We start from the raw sequence: 14,648 nt of genomic DNA, 5'->3' as shown, positions 1-14,648 counted from the left end.
AGAGGGACGGGCCGCAGGCGATGCTCCGTGTTTCCGGGCGGAGCGCTCAGCGGCGGTCGGCCGCCTGCCGGGCGTGCAGGGCGCGGGCCGCGCGCGGGCCGAGCCAGCGCTTGAGCCTGCGCAGCACCTCCAGCTGTCCGGCCGCCTTTTCGATGCCGTAGTAGAGCGGTGGGGGGACGTACGGCAGCAGGGGGGAGTGACGCTGGCCGAGCAGGGCGAACATGCGGTGCGGCGGCAGGTGGATGTAGCGGGGCAGGTTCTCGTACCACTGGGCGCTGTAGCGGGCCGCGCTCTGCGCGGAGAGCAGTTCGCCGCGGCGCCGGTGTTCGTAGAGGGTGAGGGCCTCGGGCAGGGTGCCGTGGTCGCGCAGGGCGGTGGCCAGGCACATGGCGTCCTCCAGGGCGAGGGTGGTGCCCGCGCCGGTGGAGTAGTGGGTGGTATGGGCGGCGTCGCCGAGCAGGACGACGTTGCCGTGGTGCCATCTGCGGTTGGTGAGGGTGCGGAAGGTCGGCCAGAGGGGCGTGCCGCCGGTCGGGGAACGGCCGATGAGGGGGTGGCCGTCGAGAACGCCGGCGAAGAGCTTCTCCAGCTGGGCGAGCGCCTCGCCCTCGTCCGCCCGGTCCAGGCCGAGCCCGGTGAGGGTCTCCGGGGAGCACTCGACGACGCAGGTGCTGTGCTCGGCGCTGTAGGGGTAGCCGTAGGACCAGATCCAGCCGTGCTCGGTCTCGACGAAGGCGAAGGTGAAGGAGTCGAAGACCTTGGTGGTGCCGAGCCAGATGTAGTGGTTACGGCCCTCGTCGAGCCGTGTGCCGAAGTGGCCGGCGTAACGGGTGCGCAGGGCGCTGTGGATGCCGTCGGCCGCCACGACCAGGTCGGCCCGGGGCGGGTCGGCGGCGGCGATCTCGCTCTCGAACTCCAGCCGTACGCCGAGGGATCGGGCGCGTTCGGTGAGGATCGCGAGGAGGCGGTGGCGGCCGATGCCGTGGCCTTCGTCGCCGGGCTGCCGGGTCACCTGGTCGTGGACGTGGGCCACGGCCTGGTTCCAGCGCACCGAGTCGTCCTCGATCGCGCGCGCGGACTCGGGGTCGTGGGCGTGGAGTTGGTCGAGCAGCCCGCGCCAGTACGTCACGCCCCAGCCGTAGGTCGAGCCCTCGGGGTCGCGTTCGTGGACGGTGATGTCGTGGGACGGGTTCTGCCGCTTGAGCAGGATGGCGAGATACAGGCCGGCGGGCCCGCCTCCGACGCAGACGGCCTTCACGTGCACACCCCTGAGAGTCACTCGACGTGATCGATTGACCTCGGAGGGTAGCAGGAGCGGGAGCGAGGGGCCGACTTCCGGATCGCGTCACTTTGGCGCGGTGAGGCGCGCCACTCGGGCGGGCCCCGCACGCGAAAGTCCGCCCGAATGCGGGCCGCCCCGGCAAAGAATTGCCCGTTCCGCGACCGATGACGCCATCGCCGCAGCAAGATCATCCTGATTCAAGCTTGTACGACATGTGCGTCATTGTCCGGATCGGAGCCAACCGGTTCCGGGTGATTTCTTCCGGTCGCGGGCGGCCCGATAGGCATGCGGTGTGATCAACCGACTCCCCCACAGGAGGACCCGCATGCCCGAACTCACCCGCCGCCGCGCGCTGTCCACCGCGGCCGCGCTCGCCGCCGCGGCCGGCGCCGCCACGCTCGCCACGCCCCGGACCGCGGCCGCCGCGGAACACCAGCACGGCTCCCCCGACTCCTTCGACGAGGTCTACAAGGGCCGCCGGATACAGGGCCGTCCGTCGGCCTCGGGCGGTCACCACCACGAACACGGCGCCGGATACGCCGTGTTCGTCGACGGCGTGGAACTGCACGTGATGCGGAACGCCGACGGCAGCTGGATCAGCGTCGTCAGCCACTACGACCCGGTGCCCACCCCGCGCGCCGCCGCCCGCGCCGCGGTGGACGAGCTGCAGGGCGCCCCGCTGCTGCCGTTCCCCGCCAACTGACCGCCCGCCGCACGGACTTCCGGAGCACCACGCACATGACCGTACGCAAGAACCAGGCCGCCCTGACCGCCGACGAGAAGCGCAGGTTCGTCGCCGCCGTCCTCGAACTCAAGCGCAGCGGACGCTACGACGAGTTCGTCCGCACCCACAACGCCTTCATCATGTCCGACACCGACAACGGCGAGCGGACCGGCCATCGGTCCCCGTCCTTCCTGCCCTGGCACCGCAGATTCCTGCTCGACTTCGAGCGGGCGCTGCAGTCGGTGGACTCCTCGGTCGCGCTGCCCTACTGGGACTGGAGCGCCGACCGCACGGTGCGTGCCTCGCTGTGGGCGCCGGACTTCCTCGGCGGCACCGGGCGCAGCACGGACGGCAGGGTGATGGACGGCCCGTTCGCCGCGGCCACCGGCAACTGGCCGATCAGCGTCCGCGTGGACACCCGTACCTTCCTGCGCCGCTCACTCGGCTCCGGTGTGCGCGAGCTGCCGACCCGGTCGGAGGTGGAGTCGGTGCTGGCGCTGTCCACGTACGACACGGCGCCCTACAACAGCTCCTCCGACGGCTTCCGCAACCATCTGGAGGGCTGGCGCGGGGTCAACCTGCACAACAGGGTGCATGTGTGGGTCGGCGGCCAGATGGCCACCGGCGTCTCCCCGAACGACCCGGTGTTCTGGCTGCACCACGCCTACGTCGACAAGCTGTGGGCCGAGTGGCAGCGCCGGCACCCCGACGCGGCGTACGTGCCGGCGGGCGGGACGCCGGACGTGATCGACCTGAACGACACGATGAAGCCGTGGAACGACGTGCGTCCGGCGGACCTGCTGGACCACACGAAGTTCTACACGTTCGACTCCTGAGCCGCGAGCAGGCCGGCAGCCGGTGGCCCGGCAGGCATCCGCCACCTGATCCGGCCGTCGGGCGCGTGATCAGGCCTCGGCGGTGCGGCACTCCGGGTGGCCCCAGCCCTGCGCGTTCTTGGCGATGGACTCGCCGGCGGCGTAGGAGCGGCCGCACAGGCAGCGGCCGGGGAACTTCGCCTTGATGGTGCGGGAGGACGTCCCGCCGCCGGTGCGGCGGGGCGCCTTCCCCCGCGGCGCCGTGGCCACCGGGGTGTCGGGCGACGCCGGCGGCTCCGGGGAGCCCAGCGCGCTGCCGGCCGCCTCCTGGACCGAGGCGGCCTGGCTGGCGGCGCGGTCGGCGAAGTCGTTCAGCGGGTCGCCGTCGACCTGGTGGGCGGGGACGTAGCGGAACTCGACGGACCGGCCGTCCAGGAGCGCGTCGATGCGGACGACCAGCTCCTGGTTGGCGACCGGCTTGCCGGCCGAGGTCTTCCAGCCGTTGCGCTTCCAGCCGGGCAGCCAGGTGGTGACGGCCTTCATCGCGTACTGGGAGTCCATCCGGATCTCCAGCGGCACGTCAGGGTCGACGGCAGCCAGCAGCCGCTCCAGAGCGGTCAGTTCCGCGACGTTGTTGGTGGCCCGGCCGAGCGGGCCCGACTCCCAGCGGGCCGGGGTCCGCTCGTCGTCCGAGACCACCCACGCCCATCCGGCCGGTCCGGGGTTTCCCTTCGAAGCCCCGTCGCACGCGGCCACCACACGTTCACGCATGAGCACGATCATGCCATGACCGCGCGGGCGGCCGGTCCGGGCCGGGTCAGACGTCCTTGATCGTGGGCATCTCGCCCTCGGTGGTCGTGATGTCGATCACCGAGAAGTTCGCGCCCTGCGGATCGGTGAGCGCGGCGAACCGGCCGAAGGGGCTGCCCATGGGGCCGAAGCGGAGCACGGCGCCGTGCTTGGTGGCCCGCGCGACGGCCGCGTCGCAGTCGTCGACCGTGAAGTACACGTTGACGTAGGAGGGCACCTCGGGCGGGAAGTCGTCGGTCATCCGCATCCGGCCGAGGACGGTGTCCTCGCCGATGTCGAACATCCGGAAGTCGACCGCGTCGTCCTCGATCTGCTTGATCCGGTACGGGAAGACGGCGGCGAGGAAGGGGTCCGTCTTCTCCGGCTCGCGGGTGAAGACCTCGGCCCAGCAGTACGCGCCGGGCGTCGCCGTGGCCTCGAAGCCCTCGTGGGTGCCGCCCTGCCACACGCCGAACACCGCGCCGCTGGGCTCCCGGGCCAGGCACATCGTGCCGAAGTCGCCGACCTGCATCGGTTCCATCAGCACCTCGCCGCCGTTCTCCCGGATCTTCGCCGCGGTCGCGGCCGCGTCAGGGGAGGCGAAGTACAGGCACCACTGCGACTGGCCCTCCTGTCCGGGCATGGGCGGCACGACGGCGGCGACCGCCTTGCCGTCCGCGTAGGCCTGGGTGTAGTTGCCGTACTCCGACGAGGACTCGCCGAAGGTCCAGCCGAGGACGTCGCCGTAGAACGTCTTGGCTCCCTCCAGGTCACTGAACATCGCGTCGGCCCAGCAGGGCGTTCCTTCTGGTGGTACGGCCATGGTCACGGCCCTCTCCGGTGAGGCGGATCGTCCGAGTCCTCACGCTAGCCATCCCCCGGTCGGCCCGCGCGCCGAACGGGTGGAACTGCCCGACACTGGACGATGGAGACGACGGGCTTCGCGGAACGGGGCGCGGTATGTCGGAGTTGATGGCCACGGCGGGGACCATGCGGGCGTGGTCGGTGCATCGGCCCGGGCCGGTGGAGGAGGATCTCCTCCGGTTCGTCGAGCGGCCGGTGCCCGTGCCCGGGGACGACGAGCTGCTGGTCCATGTGCGCGCCTGCGGTGTGTGCCGCACCGACCTGCACGTCGCCGAGGGCGACCTTCCGGTGCGCCGGTCCGGGGTGACCCCCGGGCACGAGGTGGTGGGCGTGGTCGCCGGGTTCGGGGCGGGCGTGGAGGGCTTCGCCATGGGCGACCGGGTGGGCGTGGCCTGGCTGCGGCACACCGACGGCGCGTGCGCGTACTGCCTGCGGGGCGCCGAGAACCTGTGCCCGCGATCCACGTACACGGGCTGGGACGCCGACGGCGGTTACGGCGAGTACACAACCGTGCCGGCGGCTTTCGCGTACCGGCTGCCGGGCGCGCTGGACGACGTGGCGCTGGCGCCGCTGCTGTGCGCCGGGATCATCGGCTACCGCGCGCTGCGCCGGGCCTCGCTGCCGCCGGGCGGCCGGCTCGGGCTGTACGGGTTCGGGGGCAGCGCTCACCTGTGTGCGCAGGTGGCGCTCGCCGAGGGCGCCAGAGTGCACGTCCTGACCCGCGGCGCGGCCGCCCGGCAGCTGGCCCTGGAGCTGGGCGCGGCCTCGGCGCGCGACGCGTACGACCTGCCGCCGGAGCCCCTGGACAGCGCGATCCTCTTCGCCCCGGTCGGCGACCTGGTCCCGGTCGCGCTGCGGGCGCTCGACCGCGGCGGGGTGCTGTCGATCGCGGGCATCCACCTGAGCGACGTACCGCCGCTGCACTACGAGACCGACCTGTTCTACGAGAAGGAACTGCGCAGCGTCACCTCCAACACGCGGGCGGACGGCCGCGAGTTCCTGGAGAAGGCCGCGCTGCACCGGCTGCGTGCGACGACGCACCCGTATCCGCTGTCGGCGGCCGCACAGGCCCTGAAGGACCTGAAGGCCGGCCGCTTCGACGGCGCGGCCGTGCTGGTGAACGATCTTTCCTGAGCCCAAACGCAGGGTTGTCACCGAGTGCGGAGGCAGAGCCGCGGCGCGTGTTGCGCGCCCCCGCGCCGAACGCCTCGACCGCCGGGTTTGCGCGACCTGTTGATCAAAACCGCCCCTTTCACGCTGTACCCCGGGATCACGCGCCCTGTTTGGCTGGTCGCAGCGCACCGGCACCCCGCGCACCACCGACCGATCCGGTCACCCTTGTTCGCCTCTGTGATGGAGGGAAAGTGTCCACACCGGACATCGCCACCGCTTCCACCGTCGACGAACCCGATCCCGCCGCCTCGGCCGACGGGCAGCTCACCAGCCTGAGCACCCGGGCGGCACGCCAGCTCACCACCACGACCAAGTCCGAACCGCAGATGCAGGCCATCACCTCGCGATGGCTGCTGAAGACGCTGCCCTGGGTGGACGTGCGCGGCGGCACCTACCGGGTCAACCGGCGGCTGCAACTGCGCACCGGGCGCGGGCGGGTGCACTTCGAGCAGAACGGCGCCGACGACATCCGGGTCATCCCCCAGACGCTCACCGAGCTGCCGATCCTGCGCGGCTACCCCGACCTCGACGTACTGCGGGAGATCGCCTCCCGCTTCCAGCCCCGGGAGGTGCGGGCCGGCCAGGTGCTGTTCGAGGCCGGGCAGCCGGTCACCGAGGCCTACCTGGTGGTGCACGGCCGCTTCACCCGCTACACGGCCGGCAAGTACGGGGAGGAGGAGGTCCTCGGGGTCGTCACCGACGGCGACCAGATGGGGGACGAGGCGGTCGGCCAGTCCGATCCGCTGTGGCTGGCCTCGGTCCGGGCGGAGACCTCGGGCGTGGTGCTGGTGCTGCCCTGGGGGGCCGTGGAGGAGCTGACCGAGCGGGCGCCGTCCCTCGCCGCCCATCTGCGCGCGTATGTCGAGCGCCAGGGCCGGCCCATGAACCGCAAGGGCGAGGCGGAGGTCCCCGTCCAGGCCGGGCACGTGGGCGAGCCGACCCTGCCGGGCGGCTTCGTCGACTACGAACTCGCCCCGCGCGAGTACGAGTTGTCGCTCACCCAGACCGTACTGCGGGTGCACTCCCGGGTCGCCGACCTCTACAACGAGCCGATGGACCAGACCCAGCAGCAGTTGCGGCTCACGGTCGAGGAGATCCGCGAGCGGCAGGAGTGGGAGCTGGTCAACAACCGGGAGTTCGGGCTCCTGCACAACGTCGACTACGGGCAGCGGATCAGCACCTTCACGGGACCGCCGACACCGGACGACATGGACGAGCTGCTGTCGATGCGGCGCAAGACCAAGGTGTTCCTCGCCCATCCGAAGGCGATCGCGGCCTTCTTCCGGCAGTGCAACAGGCGCGGCCTGGTGCCCGGCACCGCGAACATCGACGGGCACGAGGTGCCGGCCTGGCGCGGGGTGCCGATCTTCCCGTGCGGCAAGATCCCGGTCTCCGACGACCACACCAGCAGCATCATCGCGCTGCGCACCGGCGAGGCCGACCAAGGGGTCATCGGCCTCTACCAGACGGGCATCCCCGAGGAGTACCAGCCGGGTCTGAACGTCCGCTTCATGGGCATCGACACCGCCGCGATCATCAACTACCTCGTCACGGCCTACTACTCGCTGGCCATCCTGGTCCCCGACGCGGCGGGAATCCTGGAGAACGTCCAGATCGGCCGGACGGCCGAGTGAGGGCCTGGAGCACGCCATGAGCACACCCACCCCGTCCTACGTGCTGCCCGGTCCGCCGGACATCGCCCGGAGCATGCGCCGGGAACGGCGTACCGGCCCGATCCCCGGACTGCACCACCGGCCGGCCGCGCCCGCCGATCCGGTGAAGGCCGCCGAGATCGACCGCCGGCTGGAGACCTGGGCCCGCGGTCTGGACCTGTTCCCGGAGGCCTGGAAGGGGGACTTCTCCGGGTTCCAGTTCGGCCGGGCCGTCGTCCTGCAGCATCCGGGCGCCCTGGACCTCGACCGGCTCACCGCCGCCGGGAAGCTGCTGCTCGCCGAGAACGTCGTCGACTCCTGCTACTGCGAGGAGGACGAGGGCCGGGGCGGCTCGCGGCGTGGCCTGGGCGGTCCGCTGATCATCGCCCAGTCGGCGCTCGACCCGTACCACGGCATCCCGGAGCTGGAGGAGGAGTGGCGCGAGGGCGTACGGGCCGACGGTCCGCTGCGCTCGTACCACTTCGCCCTCGCCGACTACGCCACGTTCGCGACCCCCAGCCAGGTCGACCGGTTCGTGCACGACATCGCCCGGCTGCACCTCGGCTATCTGGCCGAGGCCGCCTGGATGGAGACCCGGTACGCGCCACGGGTCTGGGAGTACCTGGTGATGCGGCAGTTCAACAACTTCCGTCCCTGTCTGTCGCTCGTCGACGCGGTGGACGGCTACGAACTGCCCGAGCAGGTCTACGCCCGCCCCGAGATCCAGCGGATCACGGCGCTGGCCTGCAACGCCACCACGATCGTCAACGACCTGTACTCCTTCACCAAGGAGCTGGCCAGCGACCCCGACCATCTCAACCTGCCCCAGGTCGTGGCGGCCAACGACCGCCGCGGGCTGAAGGCCGCCTACCTCAAGTCCGTCGAGATCCACAACCGGATCATGGAGGCCTTCGAGGAGGAGTCGGCGCTCCTGTCCGCCGGCTCGCCCCTCGTGGAGCGTTACGCCGAAGGGCTCGCCGCCTGGGTGGCCGGCAACCACGAGTGGCACGCCACCAACAGCCACCGCTACCACCTGCCCGACTACTGGTGACCGCCGCTACAGGTACCCGCACGCCCGCACTCGCACCACGGAACACCGTCACATGCGCAACGAGGAGTCACCCTTGACGACCGCCCCCGTCGCCCGGACCGCACCGGCTCCGGTGCCGGCCCAGTCCACGTACCAGAACCGCGTCGCGGAGTACTGGAACGCCGAGGAGAACCCGGTCAACCTCGAACTCGGGAAGATCGACGACCTGTATCACCACCACTACGGCATCGGAGCCGCCGACCGTTCGGTGCTGGACGAACCCGACGCGGATCTGCGCCGGGAGCTCATCACCGCCGAACTGCACCGGCTGGAGCACGCCCAGGCCGAGCTGCTCGCCTCGCACCTCGGGCCGCTCTCCCCCGCCGACCGGGTCTTCGACGCCGGCTGCGGCCGCGGCGGCGGCAGCGTCACGGCGCACCTGCGCTACGGCTGTCACGCCGACGGCGTCACGATCTCCGCGAAGCAGGCCGAGTTCGCCAATGAGCAGGCGCGTCGGCGGGGCATCGACGGCAAGGTCCGCTACCACCACCGCAACATGCTCGACACGGGCTTCACGACGGGCGCGTACGCGGCGTCGTGGAACAACGAGTCCACCATGTACGTCGAGCTGGACCTGCTCTTCGCCGAGCACGCCCGGCTGCTGCGCCGCGGCGGACGGTACGTGGTGATCACCGGCTGCTACAACAACTCCTACGGGCAGGCCTCCCGCGAGGTGTCCCTGATCAACGCCCACTACATCTGCGACATCCACCCGCGCTCGGAGTACTTCCGGGCGATGGCCCGCAACCGCCTGGTGCCGGTCCACGTCGAGGACCTGACCGAGGCGACGATCCCCTACTGGGAACTGCGCAAGGAGGCGGACCACCTGGTGACCGGCATCGAGGACACCTTCCTGACCGCCTACCGCAACGGCAGCTTCCAGTACCTGCTCATCGTGGCCGACCGGGTCTGATCCCGGGGGTCTCACAGGGGCGGTGCCGGCCGGCACCGCCCCTGTGCGCGCTACGCGCCCGCGTACGCCTTCTTCAGTTCGGCGACGTCGAGCTTGCCCATGCTCAGCATGGCGCTGGTGGTGCGGACGGCCTTCTCGGGGTCCGGGTCGCCGATCATGTCGATCAGTCCGTCCGGGATGACCTGCCAGGAGACGCCGTACTTGTCCTTGAGCCAGCCGCAGGGCCCGGGTTCGCCGCCGTCCTCGGTGAGCCTGTTCCAGTAGTAGTCGATCTCCTCCTGGTCGGCGCAGAAGATCTGGAACGAGATCGCCTCGCTGAACGTGAACTGGGGCCCGCCGTTGAGCGCGACGAACTTCTGGCCATTGGCCGTGAACTCCACGGCGAGCACGGAGCCGGCGGGGCCGGGACCCGCCTCGTTGTAGCGGCCCACCCGGTCGATGCCGGAGTTCTTGAAGACGGAGACGTAGTAGTGGGCGGCCTCCTCGGCCTGCCCGTCGAACCACAGACACGTGGTGAATCCGTCGGTGGTCATGGACACCTCCTGCGAAGGGAACGCGGTCACCAGTGTCGACCGCTCCCGGCCGCCGAACTCATCGGTCGGGCGGCGCATTGATCCGGCTGGGGTACGGGTCGTCGGGCTAGCCTTCGGGGCATGACCTCTTCGCCCGACGAGAGCATCCGGCCCTTCCGCCTGTCGATCCCGCAGAGCGACCTGGACGACCTGCACGAACGGCTCGACCGTACCCGCTGGCCGGCCGCGCTGCCCGGCGCCGGCTGGGAGTACGGCGTACCGGACGGCTACCTGCGCGAACTGGCCCGTTACTGGCGGCACGAGTACGACTGGCGTGCGGCCGAGGGCCGGCTGAACGAGTGGCCGCAGTTCACCACGACGATCGACGGCGCCCACATCCACTTCGCGCATCTGCGCTCCCCCGAGCCGGACGCGACCCCGCTGATCCTCACCCACGGCTGGCCGGGCTCGATCGTGGAGTTCCTCGACGTGGCCGGCCCGCTCGCCGACCCGGTGGCGCACGGCGGCGAGGCTGCCGACGCCTTCCACGTCGTCGTGCCGAGCCTCCCGGGGTTCGGCCTGTCCGGGCCGACCACGGAGCCGGGCTGGGAGGCGGGCCGGGTGGCCGACGCCTGGGCGGAGCTGATGCGCCGGCTCGGCTACGACCGGTTCGGCGCGCAGGGCGGTGACTGGGGCGCGGCGGTCTCCCGCGAGCTGGGCCGGGCCCACCCCGACCGGGTGACCGGCGTCCACCTCAATCTGCTGCCGGGGGCGCAGGCGACCAGCGAGCCCACCGAGGAGGAACTGGGGGCCCTCGGCCCCGAGGAGCGGGAGCGGGCGCTGGCCTCGTGGCGCCGCTGGTCGGCCTGGATGGGCGACGCGTCGGCGTACGCCCTGCTGCACGCCACCCGCCCGCACACCCTGGCGTACGCGCTCACGGACTCTCCTGTCGGCCAACTCGCCTGGATCATCGAGAAGTTCAGGGAGTGGACGGACTCGCGGGAGCTGCCCGAGGAAGCGGTCGACCGGGACCGGCTGCTGACCAACGTGATGCTGTACTGGCTGACCGGAACCGCCGGTTCGTCGGCGCGGATCTATTACGAGCGCGCCCACGCCACCGGTCGCGCGGCCGCGCCCGCCGAGCCGTCCACGACGCCGACCGCCCTGGCGGTGTTCCCCGCCGAGATCCAGGTCCCGCTGCGGCACAAGGCGGAGCGGACGGAGAACCTCGTGCGCTGGACGGAGTTCGACCGGGGCGGGCACTTCGCGGCCATGGAGGAACCGGATCTGCTGGTCGCCGACGTCCGGGCGTTCTTCCGGCAGGTGCGGGAGAAGGACGCCGGCTGACCGTCCGGCGGACGGCGCGTCAGGCCGCCAGGCACATCCCGGTGTATTGTCCCCCGGCCCGGTGCGAAGCCGTACGCCGGACCGCGCCGCCGCGCCGGATCAGCTCGCTCTGGGCCAGCGACAGCAGATCGCCCAGGCCCAGGCCGAGGGCGTGGGCGGCGGCCGCGAGGACCTCCGAGGAGGCCTCCTTGCGGCCGCGCTCCACCTCGGACAGGTAGGGCAGGGAGATCCGGGCCGCGTCGGCCACCTCCTTGAGCGTCCGCTCCTGCGCCAGCCGCTGACGGCGCAGCACCTCACCGACGAGATCGCGCCACAGGGGCTCTACGTCGCCCATCTGTTCCTTGCTCACCTGGTTGCTCACGCCCACAGCGTAGGAGGCGTCGACTGTCCGGGAAGGGGGCCGTGTTGCGCCCTGAGGGGAATTCCGGCACGCATGGGCCGCCGACTTCCGGGTAGCCGGGCAGCACGCGGTCCGGGTGGGCAGCAGGACGACTCGGCCGCGGAGGCAGACGTCGAACCCGACTTGCAGGGGAGAGGCAATGAACACCGCCGCCGGGATCCGGCCGGAAGCAGAGGCCGTCGAACGGACCGCACCACACAGTGCGGGAGACGGATCGCTGCCGGGCATCGCGGACCCGGCGACGGTCGCCCCGCGGGACGCGCGGGAGTTGTCCCGTCAGTTCTTCCGCCGGCTGAGCGAGCTGGAGGAGGGGACGCACGCGCACCAGTACGCGCGCACCACCCTCATCGAGATGAACATGTCCCTGGTGCGGTTCGCGGCCCGGCGGTTCCGGGGCCGCGGCGACGACATGGAGGACGTCGTCCAGACCGGGATGATCGGCCTGATCAAGGCGATCGACCGGTTCGAGCTGTCGCGCGAGGTCGAGTTCACGTCGTTCGCGCTGCCGTACATCGTGGGCGAGATCAAACGGTTCTTCCGGGACACCACATGGGCGGTCCATGTTCCGCGCCGGCTGCAGGAGCTGCGCGTGGAGCTGGCCAAGGCCCGTGACGAGCTGGCCGGCCGGCTGGACCGGGACCCGACCGTCGCCGAACTCGCCACGCTCATGAACGTCTCCGAGGACGAGGTCGTCGAGGCGCAGATCGCCGCCAACGGATACAACTCCGCCTCCTTGGACGCCGCGCTCACCGGGGACGGTCCCGAGGGCGGCGAGGCGGTGCTCGCGGACTTCATCGGCGTGGAGGAGAACGGGCTGCGGCTCGTCGAGGACGTCCACGCGCTCGCCCCGCTGATGGCCGAACTCAGCGACCGGGACCGGCGGATCATCCACATGCGGTTCGTGGAGGAGGCGACCCAGGCGGAGATCGGGGAGCGGCTCGGCTGTTCCCAGATGCATGTCTCCCGGCTGATCAAGCGGATCATCACGCGACTGCGCCGGGGGATGCTGGGCGAACTCGGCTGCGCGTGAGGCCGCCCTCGCTCAGCGCGCCAGCTCGATCCGGGCGCACACCCGCTTGCCGACGGGCACGCGCTCCACGGTGATCTCGGCGGCGAGCGCGTGCACGATCTCCATGCCGTGCCGTCCGACGCGTTCGGGGTCCCTCGGGTAGCGGCGGGGCAGCGCGACGCTGCTGTCGTACACGCAGACGCGGACCGCGCTGTCCGTGCCCTCCAGCTCCAGGATGTACGGGCCGTTGCTGTGCCGGTCGGCGTTGGTGACCAGCTCGCTGACGACGAGGAGCAGCTCACCGTCGGCCCGGCTGTCGATCGATGCGCACCACTCGTTCCTCAACTGGTCCAGGAACTGGGCCGCGAAGGTCCGGGCCTCCGCGATGCATCCGGGTTCGCCGGTGTAGTGCGCCGCGCGGCGCAGCGGCTCCACGGGTACGTCGAAGCCGGTCGGTACCACTGTCCCGCCCAGATGTTCGGTCATGCGTGTCTCTCTCGGAAGCCCGGTCCGGTCGGTCGACTCTTGCACCACTCCTCGTACCCCGAGCCGGGACCGTCAGTCCCCCGAGTGCGTTCGCCGAGCGCGCACCGTGACCATCGTCACCCCTCCGGCGCACCGGTGTGCCACGGCTCACGCCTTCGGGGAGACCGCGCCCGACTCCCCCGGGGCCACCGAACCGGGCGTCTCCGGGCTCAGCTGCGCGGACGGAGGCCGGGCCGGGGAGCCCCCGGAGGGCGGGGGCGAGGGCGCCTCGGACGCCGGGGGCGGCGACTCGGGTGACCGCGGGGAGGGCGATTCGGCGGGCGGGGACTTGGGCGACGGGGACTCCGAGCCGGGGGACTTGGGAGAGGGCGACTCGGATCCCGGGGACTTCGAACCAGGCGACTCTGACCCCGGGGACGTCGAACCGGGCGACTCCGAGCCCGGGGACTTGGAGCCCGGGGACTTCGACGGCGACTCGGAGGACGGCGACTTCGGACTCGAACCGGGCGACGTCGGCCCGGACGGCGACGAACCGGGCGAGGAGGACGACGACTTCGAGGGCGGCTTGCCGGGGCTGCTCGAAGGTGGCAGGCAGGGATTCGTGGTGGAGCCGGGCTTCCCGCTCGCGCCCGGCGAGGACGCGCAGAGAACGGGCGGGCGGTTCCAGGGATGCGTGTGCTTCGGCGCCTTGGTGTGCCGGTCGTGCCGGCCGGTGTCGTCGCCGCGCTCGCGTACGAACCAGTCGTGGCGGTGGTGGTCGTAGATCACGAAGACCTTGATGATCACCGGCGCGGGTGTCACGACGACGACGCTCGAGGGCTGGTACGCGGCCCAGTGGTCGCCGACCGGCCGCGGTGTGCCCTGCTGGGCGACCGGCGGGGTCAGCGGGTTGCCGCAGGCGCACCGGGCCCGGGGCACGCCGTGTCCGTCGATCAGGACGGCGGTGCCCGCCTGGAGGACGGCCTGGTAGCTGGTGGCGCCGCCGGAGCGGTAGCCGTGGTTGGTGACCCGGGTGTCGGCGCGGAGGCTCACGGGTGTGAGCGAGCGCAGGTAGGCGGGGACGGCGGAGGGCTCCACGCCGGCTTCGGCGGCGTACGCGCGGTTCTTGACCTGGTCCGCCTGGAGGGCCTTGATCTGCTTCTCGACGTCACAGCTGGGGCGGTTCTGGACGCCGCTGTAGAGGCCCGGTGCCCCGCCCTGCACGCTGCGCACCACGTTGCTGGGCAGGGTCGAGGTCGCCTCGGAGGTGGCCGTCCGGGAAGTGGCCCCTGGCACGGTCCTCCCCGGGGCCTTGGTGGCCGGGGAACCGGTCGCCGTCGGGGCGGATGCGTCCTCGGCGGTCGACTCCGTGAAGGGGTCCGGGCCGGTCGCGTTCGCGGACTGCAGGAAGACCTCGCCGCCCTTGGCCGTGCCACCGTGGTCGGGACGGGTGAGGAGCACCGCCACGACGGCGGCGGCGACCACGACGGCGGTGACGCCGGCTATGCGGGGCGCGGACCTCCACCATGGCTGGTGCGGCCCTCCGGCGCCTGCCCCGGAGCCGCCGCCCGGAGGTGGGGTGGGTGGCTGGGCGGGAGGCTGGGACGATCCCG

15 protein-coding genes are annotated in these 14,648 nt (G+C 71.8%); 8 read left to right on the top strand and 7 right to left on the bottom strand.

What is annotated here, in order from left to right:
* Positions 1-46 precede the first annotated feature (46 nt).
* Positions 47-1,264 (bottom strand): FAD-dependent monooxygenase, encoded by a 1,218-nt coding sequence (locus ABZ865_RS35405; protein WP_361239641.1) that lies wholly within the window; start codon positions 1,262-1,264, stop codon positions 47-49.
* A 343-nt stretch (positions 1,265-1,607) separates the two neighbouring features.
* Here ABZ865_RS35405 and ABZ865_RS35400 point away from each other — a divergent pair, with 343 nt between their 5' ends.
* The gene (locus tag ABZ865_RS35400) at positions 1,608-1,985 is read left to right on the top strand and encodes a tyrosinase cofactor (RefSeq protein ID WP_361239639.1); all 378 of its coding nucleotides are present in this window, start codon (positions 1,608-1,610) and stop codon (positions 1,983-1,985) included.
* 35 nt (positions 1,986-2,020) lie between these two features.
* Entirely contained in the window at positions 2,021-2,842 is an 822-nt protein-coding gene (locus ABZ865_RS35395) for a tyrosinase family protein (protein WP_361239637.1), read from the top strand.
* A gap of 69 nt (positions 2,843-2,911) precedes the next feature.
* Here ABZ865_RS35395 and ABZ865_RS35390 read toward each other — a convergent pair whose 3' ends face one another.
* Positions 2,912-3,604, bottom strand: coding sequence for a ribonuclease H (locus ABZ865_RS35390; protein WP_361239635.1), 693 nt, complete (start codon positions 3,602-3,604; stop codon positions 2,912-2,914).
* 34 nt (positions 3,605-3,638) lie between these two features.
* On the bottom strand, positions 3,639-4,433 hold the full coding sequence (locus tag ABZ865_RS35385; protein WP_361239633.1) for a VOC family protein: 795 nt from the start codon (positions 4,431-4,433) through the stop codon (positions 3,639-3,641).
* Between the two features lie 167 nt (positions 4,434-4,600).
* Here ABZ865_RS35385 and ABZ865_RS35380 point away from each other — a divergent pair, with 167 nt between their 5' ends.
* The 4 genes from ABZ865_RS35380 (at position 4,601) to ABZ865_RS35365 (ending at position 9,302) form a co-directional block, all read left to right on the top strand.
* The gene (locus tag ABZ865_RS35380) at positions 4,601-5,608 is read left to right on the top strand and encodes a zinc-binding alcohol dehydrogenase family protein (protein ID WP_361239741.1); all 1,008 of its coding nucleotides are present in this window, start codon (positions 4,601-4,603) and stop codon (positions 5,606-5,608) included.
* Between the two features lie 230 nt (positions 5,609-5,838).
* On the top strand, positions 5,839-7,281 hold the full coding sequence (locus tag ABZ865_RS35375) for a family 2B encapsulin nanocompartment shell protein (RefSeq protein WP_361239631.1): 1,443 nt from the start codon (positions 5,839-5,841) through the stop codon (positions 7,279-7,281).
* Positions 7,282-7,297: 16 nt separating this feature from the next.
* Complete coding sequence (locus tag ABZ865_RS35370) at positions 7,298-8,350, top strand: family 2 encapsulin nanocompartment cargo protein terpene cyclase (protein WP_361239629.1); 1,053 nt, start codon at positions 7,298-7,300, stop codon at positions 8,348-8,350.
* Between the two features lie 73 nt (positions 8,351-8,423).
* Positions 8,424-9,302 (top strand): geranyl diphosphate 2-C-methyltransferase, encoded by an 879-nt coding sequence (locus ABZ865_RS35365; RefSeq protein WP_361239627.1) that lies wholly within the window; start codon positions 8,424-8,426, stop codon positions 9,300-9,302.
* Positions 9,303-9,352: 50 nt separating this feature from the next.
* Here ABZ865_RS35365 and ABZ865_RS35360 read toward each other — a convergent pair whose 3' ends face one another.
* Positions 9,353-9,835 (bottom strand): VOC family protein, encoded by a 483-nt coding sequence (locus ABZ865_RS35360; RefSeq protein WP_361239625.1) that lies wholly within the window; start codon positions 9,833-9,835, stop codon positions 9,353-9,355.
* Between the two features lie 120 nt (positions 9,836-9,955).
* Here ABZ865_RS35360 and ABZ865_RS35355 point away from each other — a divergent pair, with 120 nt between their 5' ends.
* Complete coding sequence (locus ABZ865_RS35355; RefSeq protein ID WP_361239623.1) at positions 9,956-11,161, top strand: epoxide hydrolase family protein; 1,206 nt, start codon at positions 9,956-9,958, stop codon at positions 11,159-11,161.
* Between the two features lie 19 nt (positions 11,162-11,180).
* On the opposite strand, the gene ABZ865_RS35350 is transcribed toward ABZ865_RS35355, so the two are convergent.
* Positions 11,181-11,495: a helix-turn-helix transcriptional regulator gene (locus ABZ865_RS35350; protein WP_361239739.1), complete on the bottom strand. Its 315-nt coding sequence runs from the start codon at positions 11,493-11,495 to the stop codon at positions 11,181-11,183.
* A gap of 205 nt (positions 11,496-11,700) precedes the next feature.
* Between ABZ865_RS35350 and ABZ865_RS35345 the strand changes: the two genes are divergently transcribed.
* A complete protein-coding gene (locus ABZ865_RS35345; RefSeq protein WP_361239622.1) occupies positions 11,701-12,591 on the top strand; it encodes a SigB/SigF/SigG family RNA polymerase sigma factor in 891 nt (296 codons plus the stop codon).
* Positions 12,592-12,603: 12 nt separating this feature from the next.
* Here the strand turns inward: ABZ865_RS35345 and ABZ865_RS35340 are convergent, their stop codons facing one another.
* Positions 12,604-13,056, bottom strand: a complete 453-nt coding sequence (locus ABZ865_RS35340) for an ATP-binding protein (protein WP_361239620.1) — start codon at positions 13,054-13,056, stop codon at positions 12,604-12,606.
* 147 nt (positions 13,057-13,203) lie between these two features.
* The gene (locus ABZ865_RS35335; protein ID WP_361239618.1) at positions 13,204-14,520 is read right to left on the bottom strand and encodes a DUF6777 domain-containing protein; all 1,317 of its coding nucleotides are present in this window, start codon (positions 14,518-14,520) and stop codon (positions 13,204-13,206) included.
* Positions 14,521-14,648: the final 128 nt, after the last annotated feature.

Origin of the sequence: Streptomyces sp. NPDC047085 (genome assembly GCF_040643735.1) — a bacterium.
In the GTDB taxonomy this organism is placed as follows: domain Bacteria; phylum Actinomycetota; class Actinomycetes; order Streptomycetales; family Streptomycetaceae; genus Streptomyces.
Note: the sequence above shows the minus strand (reverse complement) of the source record. Positions and strands in the feature narration are given on the sequence as shown.

What these genes read in the sequence shown, in the direction of transcription:
- ABZ865_RS35390 (WP_361239635.1), bottom strand. Translation starts at nt 3,604, where the DNA reads ATGATCGTGCTCATGCGTGAACGTGTGGTGGCCGCGTGCGACGGGGCT.
- ABZ865_RS35360 (WP_361239625.1), bottom strand. Translation starts at nt 9,835, where the DNA reads ATGACCACCGACGGATTCACCACGTGTCTGTGGTTCGACGGGCAGGCC.
- ABZ865_RS35385 (WP_361239633.1), bottom strand. Translation starts at nt 4,433, where the DNA reads ATGGCCGTACCACCAGAAGGAACGCCCTGCTGGGCCGACGCGATGTTC.
- ABZ865_RS35355 (WP_361239623.1), top strand. Translation starts at nt 9,956, where the DNA reads ATGACCTCTTCGCCCGACGAGAGCATCCGGCCCTTCCGCCTGTCGATC.
- ABZ865_RS35345 (WP_361239622.1), top strand. Translation starts at nt 11,701, where the DNA reads ATGAACACCGCCGCCGGGATCCGGCCGGAAGCAGAGGCCGTCGAACGG.
- ABZ865_RS35400 (WP_361239639.1), top strand. Translation starts at nt 1,608, where the DNA reads ATGCCCGAACTCACCCGCCGCCGCGCGCTGTCCACCGCGGCCGCGCTC.
- ABZ865_RS35340 (WP_361239620.1), bottom strand. Translation starts at nt 13,056, where the DNA reads ATGACCGAACATCTGGGCGGGACAGTGGTACCGACCGGCTTCGACGTA.
- ABZ865_RS35370 (WP_361239629.1), top strand. Translation starts at nt 7,298, where the DNA reads ATGAGCACACCCACCCCGTCCTACGTGCTGCCCGGTCCGCCGGACATC.
- ABZ865_RS35395 (WP_361239637.1), top strand. Translation starts at nt 2,021, where the DNA reads ATGACCGTACGCAAGAACCAGGCCGCCCTGACCGCCGACGAGAAGCGC.
- ABZ865_RS35380 (WP_361239741.1), top strand. Translation starts at nt 4,601, where the DNA reads ATGCGGGCGTGGTCGGTGCATCGGCCCGGGCCGGTGGAGGAGGATCTC.
- ABZ865_RS35350 (WP_361239739.1), bottom strand. Translation starts at nt 11,495, where the DNA reads ATGGGCGACGTAGAGCCCCTGTGGCGCGATCTCGTCGGTGAGGTGCTG.